At 68.5% G+C, this 18,193-nt stretch carries 11 protein-coding genes; 7 read left to right on the plus strand and 4 right to left on the minus strand.

Annotated elements, in window-relative coordinates; translation table 11 throughout:
- Both ACI2K4_RS25560 and ACI2K4_RS25565 read right to left on the minus strand, forming a co-directional pair.
- A partial coding sequence (locus ACI2K4_RS25560) for an amino acid adenylation domain-containing protein (protein ID WP_404514792.1) occupies positions 1 to 7,205 on the minus strand: 7,205 nt, incomplete at its 3' end.
- 332 nt (positions 7,206 to 7,537) lie between these two features.
- Positions 7,538 to 7,750, minus strand: a complete 213-nt coding sequence (locus ACI2K4_RS25565; RefSeq protein ID WP_404514793.1) for an MbtH family protein — start codon at positions 7,748 to 7,750, stop codon at positions 7,538 to 7,540.
- Between the two features lie 419 nt (positions 7,751 to 8,169).
- On the opposite strand from ACI2K4_RS25565, the gene ACI2K4_RS25570 reads away from it, so the two are divergent.
- Complete coding sequence (locus ACI2K4_RS25570) at positions 8,170 to 8,811, plus strand: SIMPL domain-containing protein (protein WP_404514795.1); 642 nt, start codon at positions 8,170 to 8,172, stop codon at positions 8,809 to 8,811.
- A gap of 127 nt (positions 8,812 to 8,938) precedes the next feature.
- On the plus strand, positions 8,939 to 9,505 hold the full coding sequence (locus ACI2K4_RS25575; RefSeq protein ID WP_404514797.1) for a hypothetical protein: 567 nt from the start codon (positions 8,939 to 8,941) through the stop codon (positions 9,503 to 9,505).
- A 237-nt stretch (positions 9,506 to 9,742) separates the two neighbouring features.
- On the opposite strand, the gene ACI2K4_RS25580 is transcribed toward ACI2K4_RS25575, so the two are convergent.
- Positions 9,743 to 10,732, minus strand: coding sequence for a hypothetical protein (locus tag ACI2K4_RS25580; RefSeq protein ID WP_404514798.1), 990 nt, complete (start codon positions 10,730 to 10,732; stop codon positions 9,743 to 9,745).
- 402 nt (positions 10,733 to 11,134) lie between these two features.
- On the opposite strand from ACI2K4_RS25580, the gene ACI2K4_RS25585 reads away from it, so the two are divergent.
- Positions 11,135 to 11,794, plus strand: a complete 660-nt coding sequence (locus tag ACI2K4_RS25585) for a DUF2306 domain-containing protein (protein ID WP_404514800.1) — start codon at positions 11,135 to 11,137, stop codon at positions 11,792 to 11,794.
- A 350-nt stretch (positions 11,795 to 12,144) separates the two neighbouring features.
- On the plus strand, positions 12,145 to 12,288 hold the full coding sequence (locus ACI2K4_RS25590) for a hypothetical protein (RefSeq protein WP_404514802.1): 144 nt from the start codon (positions 12,145 to 12,147) through the stop codon (positions 12,286 to 12,288).
- Between the two features lie 25 nt (positions 12,289 to 12,313).
- On the opposite strand, the gene ACI2K4_RS25595 is transcribed toward ACI2K4_RS25590, so the two are convergent.
- Positions 12,314 to 13,735, minus strand: coding sequence for an alpha/beta fold hydrolase (locus tag ACI2K4_RS25595; RefSeq protein WP_404514804.1), 1,422 nt, complete (start codon positions 13,733 to 13,735; stop codon positions 12,314 to 12,316).
- Positions 13,736 to 13,867: 132 nt separating this feature from the next.
- Here ACI2K4_RS25595 and ACI2K4_RS25600 point away from each other — a divergent pair, with 132 nt between their 5' ends.
- From ACI2K4_RS25600 to ACI2K4_RS25610, 3 genes are all read left to right on the plus strand, one after another.
- Positions 13,868 to 15,052: a sensor histidine kinase gene (locus ACI2K4_RS25600; RefSeq protein WP_404514806.1), complete on the plus strand. Its 1,185-nt coding sequence runs from the start codon at positions 13,868 to 13,870 to the stop codon at positions 15,050 to 15,052.
- Positions 15,031 to 15,717: a response regulator gene (locus ACI2K4_RS25605; protein ID WP_404514808.1), complete on the plus strand. Its 687-nt coding sequence runs from the start codon at positions 15,031 to 15,033 to the stop codon at positions 15,715 to 15,717. The genes ACI2K4_RS25600 and ACI2K4_RS25605 overlap by 22 nt, the downstream gene beginning before the upstream one ends.
- A gap of 588 nt (positions 15,718 to 16,305) precedes the next feature.
- Positions 16,306 to 17,967, plus strand: a complete 1,662-nt coding sequence (locus ACI2K4_RS25610) for an FG-GAP repeat domain-containing protein (RefSeq protein ID WP_404514810.1) — start codon at positions 16,306 to 16,308, stop codon at positions 17,965 to 17,967.
- The last annotated feature ends 226 nt before the right edge of the window (positions 17,968 to 18,193 follow it).

Genomic DNA, 18,193 nt, shown 5'->3' on the forward strand with positions numbered 1-18,193 from the left:
CGAGTCCGCTCGAGGAGCTGCGTGAAGTCCGGGCTCCCCGACAGGTCCGAACGCACGACGAGGGTGTTGACGAAGAACCCGACGAGATCGTCGAGCGCTTCGTCGGTACGCCCGGCGACGGGACTGCCGATCGGGATGTCGTCCCCGGCGCCGAGACGGTGCAGCAGGACCGACAGTGCGGCCTGCATGACCATGAACACGGTCACGCCCCGCGCCCGAGCCAGATCCACGACCGCCCGATGAACCTCGACATCGATGTGCAGATCGACGGTGCCGCCCCGGTGCGAGGCCACCAGCGGACGCGGCCGGTCAACCGGCAGGACCAGTTCCTCGGGGATCCCGTCCAGAGCGTCGCGCCAATAGGTGAGCTGCTCCGACAGCAGGCTGGCGGAGTCGGACGCGTCGCCCAGCAACTCCGCCTGCCACAGCGTGTAGTCGGCGTACTGCACGGACAACGGCGCCCACACGGGAGCGTCACCGGCGGCGCGGGCCCCGTACGCGGTCGACACGTCGTGCGCCAGTGGGCCCAGCGACCAGCCGTCACCGGCGATGTGATGCATCACCACGACCAGCACGTGCTCGTCCGGGCCGGTCCGGAACAGATGTGCCCGTAACGGGATCTCGCCCGCCAGATCAAACCGGTGCTGAGCCGTCTCGGTGATCAGTCGGGTCAGCTCGGTCGGGGGTAACTGTTCGGCGTCGATGATCGTGAGCAGATCGTCGGTCGGGTCCGTGATCTGCTGGTGGGGCTGGCCGTCGACGGTGCTGAGAACGGTGCGCAGGACTTCGTGCCGGTGCAGCACGTCGCGGAGTGCACCGTGCAGGGCGTCGGTGTCGAGTGGGCCGGTCAGGCGCACGGCCATCGGGATGTTGTAGGTCGCCGACGGGCCCTCCAACTCGCTGAGGAACCACAGCCGCTGCTGGGCGAACGACAACGGCACCAGCTCGGGCCGCTGGGCCGCCGTCAGCGGGGGGCGCGAGGCGCTGGGAGTGGTCAGCCAACCGACGAGGGCTGCCGGGGTCGGGGTCTCGAACAGTGCCCGGATGGGCATGTCGACGCCGAACACCGAGCGGATGCGGCTGACCAGACGGGTCGCGAGCAGGGAGTGGCCGCCGAGTTCGAAGAAGTTGTCGTCGACCCCGACCTGGGAAGTGTTGAGGATCTCGGCGAAGACCGCGCAAAGGATTTCCTCTTGCACGCCGACCGGAGCGCGGCTGGTGGTGCCGGCGCTGTAGTCGGGGGCGGGGAGGGCTCTCCGGTCAAGTTTGCGGTTCACGCTCAGCGGGAGTGCGTCCAGTTCGACGATCGCCGCCGGGACCATGTAGTCCGGCAGCAAAGCGGCGACGTGGGCACGCAGATCAACGCCGCCGGACCCGGGCACGACGTAGCCGACCAGGCGTTTGTCGCCGGGCTGAGCCTCACGCACCACCACCGCCGCCTGAGCCACCACCGGGTGGGAAACCAGCGCCGCCTCGATCTCGCCCAACTCGATCCGGAAGCCACGAATCTTGACCTGGTGGTCGGTCCGGCCCAGATATTCCAACTGCCCGTCGGCGTTCCACCGGGCCAGGTCACCGGTGCGATACATCCGCTCACCAAGCCGACCATGAGGGTTGGCGACAAACCGCTCCGCGGTCAACCCAGGCCGATCAAGGTAGCCCCGGGCCAGACCAGCCCCGGAAATGTACAACTCCCCCGGAACACCGACCGGCACCGGCCGCAGAGCGGCGTCCAGCACGAACACCCGGGTGTTGAGGATGGGCCGTCCGATGCGGACGCCTCCAGGCCGCAAGGCCGCGAACGTTGACCAGACAGTGGTTTCCGTAGGGCCGTACAGGTTGGTGACCGACCCTGCTGCTGCTGTCAATTGCTGAGCGAGAGCCGGGGGCAGTGCCTCACCACCGACAAGAACCCGAAGGCCACCGAGGGCATTCGGGGCATCCTCGCTGAGCGACTGCCACACCGCAGGTGTCGCCTGCAGAACAGTGGCTTCCGACCGATGGATCAACCTGGCCAGGGCGTGTGGATCACGAGCGGTGTCGCGGTCGGCAAGCACCACACGGGCACCCGACACCAACGGTACGAACAGCTCCAATATGTGAATATCGAACGCGACCGTGGTCACGGCCACGAGGGCATCCTCGCCATCCAGCATCAGATACTCACACATGGCACCGACAAAATTCCCGAGCGCCCGGTGGGAAACCACGATGCCCTTCGGCCGACCAGTGGAACCCGACGTGTAAATCACATACGCGGGATGGGCAGGCCGCAGCGCCACCGCCGGCAACTCCCCACCCTCGAACCGCGACATCTCCACGGCGTCCACCACCAACCACGGCATACCTTCGGGCAGCACCACCCCCACCGAACCAGTGGTCACCACCAACGCAGGCCGCGCATCAGCCAAGACGTACGCGATGCGATCGACCGGATGACCGGGATCGACCGGCAGGTAGGCGGCTCCGGTCTTGAGCGTGGCGAGGATAGCGACGACGAGATCAACTGAGCGGGGAAGGGCGAGAGCGACCAGGCGTTCGGGTTGTGCCCCGTGCTCGATCAGCAGCCGGGCGAGTCGGTTGGCCCGGGTGTTGAGCTCGGCGTACGACACGGTGACGCCGTCGAAGACCAGGGCGGGTGCCGAGGGAGTGCGGGTGACCTGCTGCTCGATCAGCTCCGGGACCGTGGTTCGCGGTACCGGTCGGGTGGTGTCGTTCCATTCGACCAGGATGCGGTGGCGTTCGACCGGGCTGAGGACATCGATCCGATTCACCAGCACGGACGGATGCGCGGTGACCGTTCGCAGGACCTGGACGAAACGTTCACCGATACCCGCGACGGTGTGGTGGTCGAACAGATCGGCCGCATAGACGATCACACCGTGCAGGCCGGCGGGCTTGCCTCCCTCTTCGACATGCTCGTTGAGCTGCAGGTCGAGGTCGAACTTGGCGGGCGTCCCGCCGGTGGGCAGGGTGGCGACGGTCAGACCGGGCAGGTCCAACTCGGCCCGCGTGTTGTTCTGCAGGGTCAGCATCACCTGGAACAACGGGTGACGGGCCATCGACCGGGTCGGCGAAAGCTCTTCCACCAGTCGTTCGAACGGAACGTCCTGGTGCGCGTACGCGCTGAGGGCTGTCTCGCGCCCCTGGCTCAGCAGGTCGAGGAACGTGGGCCGACCGGAGAGGTCGGAGCGTAGGACGAGGGTGTTGACGAAGAACCCGACGAGATCGTCGAGTGCTTCGTCGGTACGCCCGGCGACGGGACTGCCGATCGGGATGTCGTCCCCGGCGCCGAGACGGTGCAGCAGGACCGACAGTGCGGCCTGCATGACCATGAACACGGTCACGCCCCGCGCCCGAGCCAGATCCACGACCGCCCGATGAACCTCGACATCAATGTCCAGATCGACCGTGCCGCCCCGGTGCGAGGCCACCAGCGGACGCGGCCGGTCAACCGGCAGCGCCAGTTCCTCAGGGATCCCGTCCAGAGCATGGCGCCAATAGGTGAGCTGCTCGACCAGAAGACTGCTGGGGTCGCTCCCGTCGCCGAGGAGATCACGTTGCCACAGCGTGTAGTCGGCGTACTGCACGGACAACGGCGCCCACACGGGAGCGTCACCGGCGGCGCGGGCGCTGTACGCGGTCGACACGTCGTGCGCCAGTGGGCCCAGCGACCAGCCGTCACCGGCGATGTGATGCATCACCACGACCAGCACGTGCTCGTCCGGGCCGGTCCGGAACAGATGTGCCCGTAACGGGATCTCGCCCGCCAGATCAAACCGGTGCTGAGCCGTCTCGGTGATCAGTCGGGTCAGCTCGGTCGGGGGTAACTGTTCGGCGTCGATGATCGTGAGCAGATCGTCGGTCGGGTCCGTGATCTGCTGGTGGGGCTGGCCGTCGACGGTGCTGAGAACGGTGCGCAGGACTTCGTGCCGGTGCAGCACGTCGCGGAGTGCACCGTGCAGGGCGTCGGTGTCGAGTGGGCCGGTCAGGCGCACGGCCATCGGGATGTTGTAGGTCGCCGACGGGCCCTCCAACTCGCCGAGGAACCACAGGCGCTGCTGGGCAAAGGACAGCGGCAGCAGGTCCGGTCGCTGAACCGGCGCCAGCGGGGGCCGGGACGTACCGGTGGTGGTGAGGCGGCCGGCGAGCCCGGCGACGGTGGGGGTGTTGAACAGGGTGCGGATCGGCATGTCGACGCCGAACACCGAGCGGATGCGGCTGACCAGACGGGTCGCGAGCAGGGAGTGGCCGCCGAGTTCGAAGAAATTGTCGTCGACCCCGACCGACGACAGGCCGAGCACCTCGGCGGCCAGGGCGCACAGGATTTCCTCCTGGGCGTTCGCCGGACCCCGGCTGGTGGTGCCGGCGCTGTAGTCGGGGGCGGGGAGGGCTCTCCGGTCGAGTTTGCGGTTCACGCTCAGCGGGAGTGCGTCCAGTTCGACGATCGCCGCCGGGACCATGTAGTCCGGCAGCAGAGCGGCGACGTGGGCGCGGATGTCGGTGCCAACGAGGTCGCTCCGAAGGACGATGTAGCCGACCAGGCGTTTGTCGCCGGGCTGGTCCTCGCGGACGATGACGGCGGCTTGAGAGACAGCCGGGTGGGAGGCCAGGGCCGCCTCGATCTCGCCCAACTCGATCCGAAAGCCACGAATCTTGACCTGGTAATCGGTCCGGCCCAGGTATTCCAACTGCCCGTCGGCGTTCCACCGGGCCAGGTCACCGGTGCGATACATCCGCTCGCCCGGCCCGCCGTACGGGTTGGCGACAAACCGCTCCGCGGTCAACCCAGGCCGATCAAGGTAGCCCCGGGCCAGACCAGCCCCGGAAATGTACAACTCCCCCGGAACACCGACCGGCACCGGCCGCAGAGCGGCGTCCAGCACGAACACCCGGGTGTTGAGGATGGGCCGTCCGATGCGGACGCCTCCAGGCCGCAAGGCCGCGAACGTTGACCAGACAGTGGTTTCCGTAGGGCCGTACAGGTTGGTGACCGACCCTGCTGCTGCTGTCAATTGCTGAGCGAGAGCCGGGGGCAGTGCCTCACCACCGACAAGAACCCGGAGCCCACCGAGGGCATTCGGGGCATCCTCGCTGAGCGACTGCCACACCGCAGGTGTCGCCTGCAATACAGTGGCTTCCGACCGATGGATCAACCTGGCCAGGGCGTGTGGATCACGAGCGGTGTCGCGGTCGGCAAGCACCACACGGGCACCCGACACCAACGGTACGAACAGCTCCAATATGTGAATATCGAACGCGACCGTGGTCACGGCCACGAGGGCATCCTCGCCATCCAACAGCAAATGCTCCCGCATCGCGGCGACAAAATTCCCGAGCGCCTGGTGAGAGACCACGATGCCCTTCGGCCGACCAGTGGAACCCGACGTGTAAATCACATACGCGGGATGGGCAGGCCGCAGCGCCACCGCCGGCAACTCCCCACCCTCGAACCGCGACATCTCCACGGCGTCCACCACCAACCACGGCATACCTTCGGGCAGCACCACCCCCACCGAACCAGTGGTCACCACCAACGCAGGCCGCGCATCAGCCAAGACGTACGCGATGCGATCGACCGGATGACCGGGATCGACCGGTACGTACGCCGCCCCCGCCTTCAGCACCGCCAGCAGGGCGACGACCAGGTCGACCGAGCGATCCATCAGCACGGCGACCCGGGCCTCCGGTTCCGCACCCCGGGTGACCAGCAGCCGCGCCAGCTGGTTCGCCCGGGCATCGAGCTCCGCATACGTCAGCCGGGTGTTCTCGAACACCACCGCGGTCGCGTCCGGCGTACGCGCGACCTGCGCCTCGATCAGCTCGGGCAGAGTTGCCGGGGAGACGCCTCGGGTGGTGTTGTTCCATTCCACCAGGGTGCGGTGGTGTTCGACCGGGGTGGCCAGGCCCAGCCGGGCGATCGGCGCGTCGGGCCCCAGTTGGGCCAGGGCCGTGAGCAGATGAAGGAACCGCGCCTGGTGGGTGGCGTTCTCTTCCTCGGTGTAGAGCGCGGGGTTGGCCAGGAAGTCGACCCGTAGGCCCGCGTCCCGCTCGTAGACGAGGATCGTCAGGTCGCCCACCGCACCGTTGGCGAGGTACGTGCGCGCGGTGGTCTCACAGCGGCCGAACCGGGGCAGTGTCCGGTCGTCGGGAACAAAGTTGATCTCGGGGCCGAACATGCGGCTGTCCGTGCCGGCGAGTTTCTGGTCGCGGAACAGGTCCGCGTATCGGTAACGCTGGTGCTGGAGCACTCCCCGGCTCCCTGCGGAGGCTTCGCGAGCCAGGTCACGTACGCTCATGCCTGCCGCGATGCGCAGACGCAGGGGCAGCGCCTGGGCCAGGCTCGCCACCGACCCGCGCACCCGCGACCCCTTGCGCGCCGTGACGGTCAGGCCCAGCGTGACGTCCTGCGCCTGCGCCACCCGATGCACGTACAGCCCGGTGGCCCCGATCAGCAGGGCGGGCAGGGCGACGCCGGACGTGCGGGCCACCTGCCGCAGCGACTGCGTGACTTCGGCCGAGACCAGGGCGGTCCGGCGATGAGATCGGTGGGACGCCGACGCCGTCCGCGAGGCCAGGGTCACGACCTCGGGTGCGTCGGCCAGCCGCTCGGCCCAGTACGCGCGGTCTTTGGCGAACTGTTCGCTGTCGCGGTACGACTCGTCGTCGGCCAGGATCTCGTCGAGGGTCGCGAACGGCGTGAACGGGCAGTCCCGCCCCTCTTCGAGCGCGGTGTAGATCTCCGTGACCCGGTTCAGCCACACCGCGTACCCGACGGCGTCCACCGCGATGTGGTGGGCCCGCAGATACACCACGGTCCTGTCCTCGCCGACCAGGAGCGCGGCGAAGGTGATGATCCGGCCGTGCTCGAGATCGGCGGGGCGGGCGGCGTCGGCTCGCATCCAGGCCTCGGCGGCCGCCGCCGGCTCAAACTCCTCCCGCAGGTCGATCAGGGGTAACCGGTAGTCGAGCAGGGGTCCGACCACCTGCCACGGTCCCTCGTCGCTCTGCCCGAACCGCCGATGCGACAGCTCGGCCTCGGCCAGCGTCTGGCCGAACGCCTTCTCCAGCAAATCGAGCCGCAGAGGGCCGGCGATGTCCAGGTACTCCACCATGTTCTGGGCCGGGCTCTCCGGATCCAATGCCTGGGCGTACCAGATGCCTTCCTGGGCTGCGGTCAGGGCCTTCTTGGCATTGTTCGGCATTGTGAGTACCCCGTGTATTCGATGTTCCAGCGGGAATTCGGCGGACTCGGCATCCGTCAGCGACAGAAACGGCCGGGCCCATTTTGTTCAGGCCCTCCGGAGTCCGGCCGCGAGCGCGATGTCATGCTGGACCCACTCGGGTGGCGACCAGTGAAGCCCTATGAATTTCAGGGAAAAGAACGAGTTTTTCCGCTGCCATGAATTCGGTCGGAATGAACAGCGCGGCGCCGGTCAGGTCACTTGTGGTCCGGGTTCATCCCGGGCGGCGGACCGGAAGTCGCCTCGAAGCCCGGGGGATGGCGCGGTCAACGGTTCGCGCGGAGCCACCGCGCTCACTTGCCGCCCATGGCGTCGATCAGACTCTGGGGCCGCATGTCGGTCCAGGTCCGCTCGACGTAGTCCAGGCAGTCCTGTCGCGAAGCCTCGCCGAATGCGATCTCCCAGCCGTCGGGGACATCGACAAAGGTCGGCCACAGCGAGTGCTGCTTCTCCGCATTGACCAGCACCAGGTAGGTGGCTTGCGGGTCCTCGAACGGGTTCGTCATGTCTGATGCTTTCTGATACTTGTGCAAGGTGCTCATGCTTGCGCGAACTGTACAGCGGCACGTGCGGTCGCAAGCAAACATGAAGTTAAATTTAGTCTCTACCCTCAACCCTTCACTAAAGGCTGCCCAAGGAGTGGACCGGAAACGGAGGAGTGTCTTCTGACCAGGAAAAATACGGCCGGTCGAAGGTCCTATAGTCCCGCCACGGAAGGCCGGCTGCTCGCTGTTCGCGGTGGTGCCAGCGGGTTGGCCAGCGGGTTCACTGGGGTCTTGGCGGGTCTGTGGCAGCGCCGCAGCGGCTTCGCCAGTAAAGCGTGCCATCCAGCCTGCCGGGACGGCTGTCGGTCGAGTTTGGCTGGCCCACGGGCTGTTCGCCCTACCGCCGGTGCGGCGCGGACCATCTGGTTGGATCGGCGGTCATGCAGATGGTGGAGCGTCCATGGGGGATCACCGCGTTCGGCGCGGCGAGTGTGAAGGCCGTCCCGGATCTCGTACGGGTGAGGTTCAAGGTCGTGCGGGTGGAGCAAACCCCGAACGCCGCGTTCGAAGCGGCCCGCGCCGCCGTCCGGGCCGTACGCGGGGCGCTACGCGCGCACGGGATCAGCGACGCGGCGGTCGAGGGCTCGCGGCTGGACCTGAGGACCGCTACCGGGTACGTCGACGGCGCACGTAAGTTCGTGGGCTACCAGTGCCAGGCTGCCTTCGCGGTCGAGTCTCGCGCGCTGGATGACGTTGAGCCGCTACTTGTCGATGTCGTCGCGGCCGGCGCGAACGAGATCGAGGGCGTCGACTTCGATGTCGTCGCCAAGCGGGAACTGCGGGCGGAAGCCCGGCGCAAGGCAGTCGTCGCGGCCCGCGCGAAGGCCGAGCTGTACGCTGAGGCGGCCGGCGTCCGCGTCGGCGCAGTCCTCCATGTGGAGGACGTCGACCCCGAGCAGCCCGGCACCGCCCGCTACCGCAGCCACGCCGAGGCCGCCGCCACCACAGCCCAGGACCTCGCCCCAGGCCACATCGTCGTGTCCGCCGCCGTAATCCTCGGCTACGCAGTGGCCCACGACTGAAACCTTGGCGCACTGATTCGCCGCCGACCGTGCGCGCTGGTGCCGGAGCATTCGTCACCTCCGGTAGCTGTCGGAGGTCGTGCCGGTGCGGATGCGTACGCTCGGCTTGAAGTGACACACTCCCGAAGTGGAGAGCTTTCAGTGCGCGACGTGCGGGAACGAGTTGAGCGTTCCGGTGCGGCTGGTCGAGCTGCCCGCCGGACCGCACTGGTCGCTGCTGGACCACCACCACGTGAACCCTCCACGGCTCCAACCCGGCAACTATGCGATCGACGCGGCCGTCTACGGCCGTGATCAGATCGTAAACACGTTCGTGCTTTCGCCCGGCGACGTTCGCGGTACACGATTCGTCCACGCTCTCGTCCAGGTCGGCTGCTGGTCTCTCGTGGGGTGGAACCCTTGCGTATCCTGCGAGAAGTGCGGGGCCTTGGTCGCTTCGCGGACCGACGACTGCGATGTGGCCCAGGAAACGCGCTTTTATCCATCCATGGTCGTCCGAAGGACCTGCGACGACACAGCGGGGATCATCCCAGACCCGTTCGCGGCGATCGCCGACTGGAACAATGAAGCGCCCGACACCAGACGACACCGCTGGGTGCCCAAACCCGTCCGGCAGAGGCCGGAACTCGCGGCCACTCGCTGGGGCGGGCGAGATGTGAGATCAGATCTCTACCGGGACGACCCACCTGCCTGACCAAAGGCCGTGACCAGTCCACCAATCCTCGTACGGTGTCGGCCGGCGCCCCGCTCGCCGTTACCGGACTCATCGCCGTGTCGCCGCCGACACAACCATCTGCCGCCGATCATGCGCCGACTCCGAGGCATCCGTCACCTTCGGTGACCGTCAGCGGTAGTACCTCCGACGGTGAAACGCCCGCTCATGCCGAGATGAGTGCGCTCGGAGTCCGGCAAGCCGTGGAGGGAGGCCACGTCACTGCATGGCGGTGGCCGGGGGGTGGTCGAATGATTCGGGGCAGCGAAAGGTGTACAGCGAGTAGCCACGCCCGATCTGCACGCCGACGGTGTCCGGGGACGCGGTGGGGTTCTCCTCGGACGGGCGCCAACTGCAGTGCACGCCGTTCCAGTCGCCCGAGTCCACGGTGAAAATCAGGGTCATCGCGGTGCCGCAGGCAGCACAATCCATCGGGTACGGATCGGTCAGCGACCAGTTCGCGTACCCGCCGACCTTCCATCCCGGCGCCAGCGACAAGTCGGTCTGGTAGCCGGGACGGCTATCGTCTTCGTCGTCATCCCATTCGTCGAGCCGCTCGCGCAGGTCATCGGGGAGCAGATCGGCGTATTGGTACTCGCGAACCTGCTCGGGATGCACCACGCATGGAACCGGCAGGTACATGTCGCTGATCACCGGCGGCTCGGGAGGCGCTTCGAGCAGCGGGCCGACAGCGGAACTGTCGCGCCAGTAGAGGAAGACGCGAGGGCTGTAGTGCCGGTCCGAGTGGTCCACCGGGCACCACAGCACCTGGAGCAGGTCGGTGCCGTCCGGACCGGCGTAGTCCGGGATATCTCGCCGATGGAGCTGCGCGACCGGGACCAGCGGGATCGGATCCTCGTTCAGGTCGTCCGGGTCCAGAGCATCGGCCGCATCAAGCTCGGCCCGCTCCGACGCGGTCAGGAAATCCCCGCCCGGCAGCGGCTCCCGGGCTTGCGCGGTCGCGAGGATCTCCCGCCTGCGGCGCACGGCGGCCGGGGTGGTCAGGTTGTACGGCTCGTGCGCCCCGGCGTCGTCGCAGACCGGCCATACCTCGTCGGCCGGCCACAGCAGCGGTCCGCCGACCGAGCTGTCCGCGACGGTCGGAGCGCCGGGCCGGGGATGCAGGCGGGTAGCGGTGGTGGAATGTTCCCGCAGCTCGGGGAAGAGCGCGGTGATGTCCAAGGGACGTGCAGGTGTGGTGCGGGCCATAGCAGTGGAGCTTAGGGCCCGCGTACTGGTTCTGGGTTCCGCGTAATGCAGGGCGGCTACGGTCCCGGCTCAGCCGGGTCCGTTGGGATTCCGCCGCATCCGCCATGCCCGAAGTCGCTCAGGTCGGTCGAGCCGTCCCCGAATGGGCTCACCCGCGCGGCCCTCCTGACCAACGCTTGGCTCAGAAAGCTACGAAGCCCGGCGTACCTAACCGGGTCAAGGTCGCGATGTGGGCGTACGAGACCAGCCGCGGACGGGTGCGCCGACGGCGGAGCCGATCGGGCCGGTAGACGACGACGGTGACCGCCGAAGGTACGACGAGCACGTACGACCAAGGGTCCACCCGATCGCGGCCCATCCAGCCGATGAGCCGAGGTGGGTACGGCGTCCACCATCGATGGTATGACGATGCGCGAGTGGCGGCTACCGACCGCGCTGATCCTGCTGGGCCTGATACCGATCATCGCCGGCCTGGGACGGCTGGGCGAGTTGGGCACCGGACCGGAGGTCACCCCGGCGAACGCCCGCTTCGTCGCCGATCCGCTACCGGTGGTGCTACACATCGTCGGCGCGGTGGTCTACACGATCCTCGGCGCCTTCCAGTTCGTGCCGAGCCTGCGCCGCCGCCGTTGGCACCGCCTCGTCGGCCGGGTGCTCGTTCCCTGCGGCCTGACGGTCGCGCTCTCCGGTGTCTGGATGGCATTCGCGTACGACCTGCCGGCCCACGACAACGACGTGCTCGCCGCCATGCGACTCCTCTTCGGCTCGGCCATGGCCGCCTCGATCCTGCTCGGACTCGCCGCCGTGCTGCGCCGCGACTTCGCCCGGCACCGGGCGTGGATGGTGCGCGGCTACGCGATCGCCCTCGGCGCTGGCACGCAGGCGTTCACCCACGCACCCTACTTCGCCGCGACCGGCGAACAGCCCGACGGGAACGTCCGGGCCGGGCTGGTGGTCGCCGGCTGGCTGATCAACCTTGCCGTGGCCGAGTGGTACCTACGCCGCCCGGCCGGTACGCGGCGTGCCCGACCGGCTCGTCAGCCGCGTACCGCTGCTCGATGACGTTGACTCGCCGAGACGAGTGCGGCAGGGCGGCATCTTCCACCTCCACTACCGTGGCGTCGTGACGAACCTGAGGTATCCACGGCTCTCCGGTCTGGGGAGGAATCCGGCCACGCCGGAGGATCTCTTGATCCGTCTGACGGCACATGTTGCCGGCCGACACGGGATGTCACAGCGGAAAGGCCGGCTCGCGGACCCCGTCGTCGAAGCTCTGCTGACGCACGGCGACAGCGGTACGGCTGTACGCCTGCACGGCGATCGCATATCAACAAGGATGAGACTCCCCCGAGCTTCCGGTGGACATACTCGAACGACTCTCGGCCAGCCCCGAGCCGTTACTGAGACGTGGCGTGGCACGGCACGCCAAGGCCACCACGGCGTTGCTGGAGAGACTGCTGGCCGACCCCGATCCCGAGGTTGCCGACGAAGCCGCCGCCAATCCGGGGCTTCCGCTCGCGAAGATGCGCCGCATTCTCGATGAATCGGGGTTGTAGCCGGCGGGTCGACGGGAGTCGTGCGTCACCGTCCGGCCAGCACCCGGTCCATCACCGCGACGAAGCGGTCCGGCTGTTCGAACATGGCTCGGTGCCCCGCCGTCTCGAAGACGTCCAACTGCTTGTGTGGCGCCCGCAGCCGCTCGTACCACTGGTCGAAAACCGTCGCCAGGCCGCGCATTTCGTGCCCACCCTGTACGAAGTACACCGGCACCTCCAGTTGCGGTACGTCGCGTCGCAGGTCGACGTGCTGCATCCGGGGGTACAGGGCGCTCCAGGCGTCGAGCACCCCGTTCATCATGTGGATCTTCTGTAGCAGGGTGTACTCGGGCACGTCGAGGCCGAAGCCGGTGGCGCCCTTCGCGTTCGGCTCGTGGTCGTAGTCGTACGCACGCGGCGCGTACGTCATGATCGGCTCGTACAGGTAGACGTCGGCGTACGGTGGTGGGCCCTGGGCGGTGAGCTGCCGGGCGAGACCGTCGTTGCCCGTCTCGCCCGCCCAGACGAGGATGTCGTCGTAGAACATCCGGTCGCTGGCCCGGAGGGCGACCGCCTGGCCGGTACCGATGTAGGCGTGGTACTTCTCCGGATGACGCTGCACCGCGAGGACGCTGACGATCGAGCCGCCCGAGTGGCCCAACAGGTAGATCCTGTCCTGGTGGAACCGGTCGCGCAGGTGGTCGGTGACCGCCAGGGTGTCGGCGACCTCCCGGTCCAGGGTGAGCGTGCGGGTGGGTTCCAACGCGGGGTAGGACGAGCCACCGCCGCGCCGGTCCAGGGTGACCACCACGAACCGCCGCTCCAGGGCGGCGAGCTGCTGACGCATCGAACCGATCTCGGTGCCGCCCGGCGCGCCGGGAATGAACAGCAGCACCGGCGCCTCGACGTCGGTGCCACGGATCATCATGCCGAGCCGGTACGGGCCGACGCCGACGGAGGTCAGTTCGGCGACGCCGTTCGGCCCCGGGGTCGGGGCCGTCCGGGCCGGGACGGACACCGCCACCGTGGCCGCGAGCAGGGCTGCCGTCAGCACACCCGTACCGATCCGCCGGATCAGGCTGCCCCGGTGACCCCGACGGGTGACTCCCGCGCCACAGGCGGCGCCGAGTCCGAGCGGCAGGATCGACAGCACACCGTGCACGCCCCGACCGGCGAGCAGGGCGACGATTCCGAACGGGCTCAGGTGCGGTAGGTCGACGGACGGTCCGCGTACCCCGATCCTGGTCAGTTCCAGCGCCACCACGAAGGCCGCCGGGGCCGCGAGCATCGCCCACCGCGAACGGCTCCACCAACCGGCGGCCAGCCCCACCACGGCGCTGATCGCCACCGACCAGAGCGCCTGCGCGTTTGTCAACGGTCCGCGTGGTGTCCACTGGGCCGCCACGAGTCCCCAAGCCGCTGCGGCGACCACCACCGCGACCATTCGCCAGAGTTCCTTGTGTCTCATGGCGCCGAGAATGGCCGGGCCCGCGTCCGTCGCGCGACGGCCGACGGTAGGGACCGGGACGGGTCACCGGATCCGGCCCGACCACAACTTTGGTAGGTCCCGCCCGATACCCGCACCTCGTAGGCTGCGGACATGTCGGCCCTGCTTTTTGCCCTGCTCGTGCCCGGGCCTGCGGGCAGCAGCCGATCGGCGTGGCGCGACCGGCTCGCGGACGGCATCGCGATCGCGCTGGCCTGCGGTTACGGGGCGCTGATGGTGCCTCTCGGTGACGCGACCGCGCCGGGGGCGGCCCTGCCCTGGCCGGTCGACGTCGGGATCGGCACGCTCTGCGCGTTCGCGCTCGTCGTACGGCGACGCTGGCCGCTCGGGCTCGCCGTGGTGCTCCTGCCGTTCGGTGCGGTCTCCGTGATGGCGACCGGCGCGATCACGGTCGCGCTCTTCACCGTCGCGATCCGTTGCCGGGCGCGGGTGGTGATGCTGCTCTGTGCCGTCAACGTCCTCACCGGGGTCGGGTACTTCCTGATGCAGGACGATCCGCCGTACCCGCTCTGGGTCGACGTCGTGATGCGGGTGGTGATCAGTGCCGCCGCCGCGGGCTGGGGGCTGTTCGTGCAGGCGTACCGGGGGCTGACCCGGTCGTTGCGCGATCACGCGAACCGCGTCGAGGCGGAGCAGCACCTGCGCGTCGAACAGGCGAGGCTGACCGAGCGAGCCCGGATCGCCCGGGAGATGCACGACGTGCTGGCTCACCGGATGTCGCTGGTCAGCCTGCACGCCGGTGCCTTGGAGGTGCGTACGGACGCGAGGCCGGAGGAGGTGGCGCTGGCGGCCGGGGCGATCCGGGCCAGTGCCCACGAGGCGTTGCAGGAGTTGCGCGGCGTCGTCGGTGTGCTCCGGGACAACGCGGCCGGACGGCCGGAACCGCCGCAGCCGGGCCTCGGTGACCTGCCCGAGCTGATCGAGAGCGCTCGCGTGACGGGCATGTTGGTCGACTTCACCTGCCGGGTGCCGCCGGCCGGCCCCTCCGCGGTCCTCGGACGTACGGCGTACCGGATCGTGCAGGAGGGGCTGACCAACGCCCGCAAGCACGCGCCCGGCGCACCGGTGGAGGTACTGCTCGCCGGCACCGCCGGTGAGCAGCTACGGATCGGGATCACCAACCCGTGCACGGGTGCCGCCGGGCAGCCGGTGATACCGGGTGCGGGAATGGGGCTCGTCGGCCTCGGCGAGCGGGTCGAGTTGGCGGGCGGCCGGGTCGAGTACGGCGTCGACCAGGACATCTTCCGGCTCCGGGCATGGCTGCCGTGGCCGACCTGAACCGGGACCGGCCGATCCGGCTGGCGATCGTCGACGACGACCCGCTGGTCCGGGCCGGGCTGCGGATCCTGCTGGGCGGCTCGCCGGACATCGAGGTGGTCGCGGAGGGCGGGGACGGCGCCCAGGCGGTGTTGCTCGTGGACGCCCACTGGCCGGACGTGATCCTGATGGACATCCGGATGCCCAAGGTCGACGGCCTGATCGCCACGCAGCGCATCCGGTGCCGGCCGTCGCCACCGCAGGTGATCGTGCTGACCACCTTCAACGCCGACGAGTACGTCCTGGAGGCGCTGCGCGGCGGAGCCAGCGGCTTCCTCCTCAAGGACACCCCGCCGCAGGACATCATCGAGGCCGTCCGCACCGTCGCGGCGGGCGCGGCCAGCCTCTCCCCGACGGTCATCCGTCAGCTCATCGACCACGTCGCCGACCCGGCGGCCGGCCCACGGCGGGTCCGGGCTCGGGACCGCCTGGCCACACTCACCGAACGCGAACACGAGGTGGCGGTCGCGCTCGGCCACGGCGCGTCGAATGCGGAGATCGGCACCGCGCTGGGCGTGAGCGTCCCCACGGTCAAGGGTCATGTCTCCCGGCTGTTGGCGAAGCTGGAACTCAACAACCGCGTCCAGGTCGCACTGCTCATCCACGACGCCGAACTGCTCCGGTAGGAGGAGCGTCGACCCAACCCGGTGCTCCGGTGACGAAGACATGCACACACGAAACGACAGGTCATCAAAGCCAAGCTACCGATGCAGATCGTGACAAAGTGCTCCCGACAGGACCCCTTTTAAGATCTTGACGGTGTGCAGTCGATCCCATACGATCCGCTGTCCACTTTCGAATCTTCGGAGAAAGGTCCCGTCGTGTCCTCCTTCCTAGATCGATCCACGCGTTCACCAGGTCTTCGTAGGCACGTCCCTGCGGCCGTCGCCACACTTCTGTTAGCGGCGACCGCACTGGCTACCGATCCCGCTCCGATCGCAACCACCGAGACGGTGCCCCCGGACGCGAGTGTGACCGGAGAGATGCGGGACGACATCACGACCCGGGCCGACGCCGCAGGCACCGGTAACCGACTCACGCTTGGACTACGCACTCCCGACCACGGCACCAACCAGCAACGAAAGAGGGTCCTTCCAGGCACCGCCAAGCTCACCGTCGAGCAGAACACCGCGCCGGCCGTACCCAGTCAGTTGACTACGTACCCTCCGACTCGGTGCGGGAGTGCGACCAGCCCGGCCCGGCTCCCGGGAAGCATGCGGAACCCGACCTTCACCGCCGGGTTGTCCGACGCCGACGCGGACAACCTGACCGCCTACCTGGAGATCAGAGAGGCGTCCGGGGACGCACCGGCATACGGTCCGGCCGCCTCGGCGACCATCCCGTCCGGCGGGGTGGTCACCTGGCCCATCGTCCCCGACGGCACCCTGGCGGCCGACGAGACCGTCTACTACTACACGGCCAGGGCTCGGGACACCGGCGGCGCCATCGGCGAACCCACCCCCCGGTGCTACTTCCTCATCGATGGCACCGCCCCCGGGGCAGCGACCATCACCTCGACCGACTACCCCGTCGGCGGCGAGAACACCAACGTGGGCACCATCGGAACCGTCACGATCAACCCAGCCGCCGGTGACAACGACATCGCCGGTTACCGCTACGGCTTCGACAACAACGTCGCCTTGTGGGCGCCGGCCGACGCGACCGGCAAGGCCATCGTTCCGATCACCCTCTGGGGTGACCCCGACTTCCCCGGCACCGCCGTCGCCAACCTGTGGGTCAGGGCCGTCGACAAGGCGGGCAACGTGCAAGCGACCGCCACCGGGCCTCGACTTCTCTCCGCGGGCGGCGACGCCACGGTCGCGGACAAGCAAAACGACATCAACGGCGACGGCATGGCCGATGTCGCCGCGATCCTCGACATGGGCGACGGCCGCACTGCGGCCTGGACGATGCTTTCCTCCGGGACCGACTTCCATCCGGCCACCATCGCCTGGGACAGCCCCATCCACAGCGGCCACTCCATCGACAGAATCCAAACCGCAGGCGGAGACTTCGACAACGACGGACGCGCCGACATCGCGCTCTTCCGGCAGGACCCCGACGGCCACGTACGCCTGTCCCTCCTCCGCTCCGACACCAACCAGTACCGTGACGAGTGGGCCGAGTTCGACGCCGGCACCTGGCTGCTCAGCGACGCCCGTACCTTTGCCGGCGACTTCACCGGCGACGGCATCGCCGACGCCGCGGCCGTTGTCAACGACGGCGCCGGCGGCTGGCGTGCCTACGTCTACCCCTCCACCGGAACCAGCTTCACCAGCACCGGAACCCCCGCGTACACCCAAAGCGCCGGCACCTACACCTGGAACAACACCAAAACCGTCGCCGGCGACTTCACCGGCGACGGCAAGACCGACCTCGCCGTCGCCCAGGACACCACCGGAACCCACACCACCGTACGCATCCACGCCTCCACCGGAACCGGATTCACCGCCGGAACCCAGTGGTGGGACAGCGACACCGACACCGACCCCACCACCTTCACCGGAAACGCCGCCAACTGGTCCGCCGTCCACGTCGACGGCAGCACCGCCGACGACCTGGTAGCCCTCTACGACCACGACGCCAAAACCACCATCAAAGTCCTCACCTCGACCGGTACGGCCTTCACCTCCCCCGCCACCTGGTGGGACAGCGAGGTCGACAGCACCGACGGCTGGGACTGGCGACGCACCCTCCAACTCTCCAACGGCGACTTCGACAACGACGGCGACAACGACCTCGCCGCCATCGTCGACTGCTGCGAACCCGGCAACCGGGAACTCTGGCGGCTCCCCCACACCGGCACCAAGTTCGGCCAAGCCGTCAGACAGGGCCACGCCATCGCCACCACCGCCCGCACCGGAACCGCAGACTGACGCTTCGACGAAGGCAGCGGCACCACCCTCGGCGACGACAAACAGCAACACGCAGCCGCTGGGCAGAGGCTTGCCTCTGCCCAGCGGCAAACGACATCGGTCGACCGCCTGGCCGCTACGAGGGGTTGATGGCGACGAGGTAGGCCGCGTGCAGGCGTTCCCGAACGCTCGGTGATCGCGGTGGGACATCGGCGCCAAGGTGCGAGTGACGCAGTTCGTCGCTCAG

This window comes from Micromonospora sp. NPDC050397, from assembly GCF_044901685.1.
Classification (GTDB): domain Bacteria; phylum Actinomycetota; class Actinomycetes; order Mycobacteriales; family Micromonosporaceae; genus Micromonospora_G.

Excerpts from the sequence above, each read along its gene's own strand:
- ACI2K4_RS25565 (WP_404514793.1), bottom strand. The coding sequence starts at position 7,750 with ATGACGAACCCGTTCGAGGACCCGCAAGCCACCTACCTGGTGCTGGTC.
- ACI2K4_RS25570 (WP_404514795.1), top strand. The coding sequence starts at position 8,170 with ATGCAGATGGTGGAGCGTCCATGGGGGATCACCGCGTTCGGCGCGGCG.
- ACI2K4_RS25580 (WP_404514798.1), bottom strand. The coding sequence starts at position 10,732 with ATGGCCCGCACCACACCTGCACGTCCCTTGGACATCACCGCGCTCTTC.
- ACI2K4_RS25585 (WP_404514800.1), top strand. The coding sequence starts at position 11,135 with ATGACGATGCGCGAGTGGCGGCTACCGACCGCGCTGATCCTGCTGGGC.
- ACI2K4_RS25595 (WP_404514804.1), bottom strand. The coding sequence starts at position 13,735 with ATGAGACACAAGGAACTCTGGCGAATGGTCGCGGTGGTGGTCGCCGCA.
- ACI2K4_RS25600 (WP_404514806.1), top strand. The coding sequence starts at position 13,868 with ATGTCGGCCCTGCTTTTTGCCCTGCTCGTGCCCGGGCCTGCGGGCAGC.
- ACI2K4_RS25605 (WP_404514808.1), top strand. The coding sequence starts at position 15,031 with ATGGCTGCCGTGGCCGACCTGAACCGGGACCGGCCGATCCGGCTGGCG.
- ACI2K4_RS25610 (WP_404514810.1), top strand. The coding sequence starts at position 16,306 with ATGCGGAACCCGACCTTCACCGCCGGGTTGTCCGACGCCGACGCGGAC.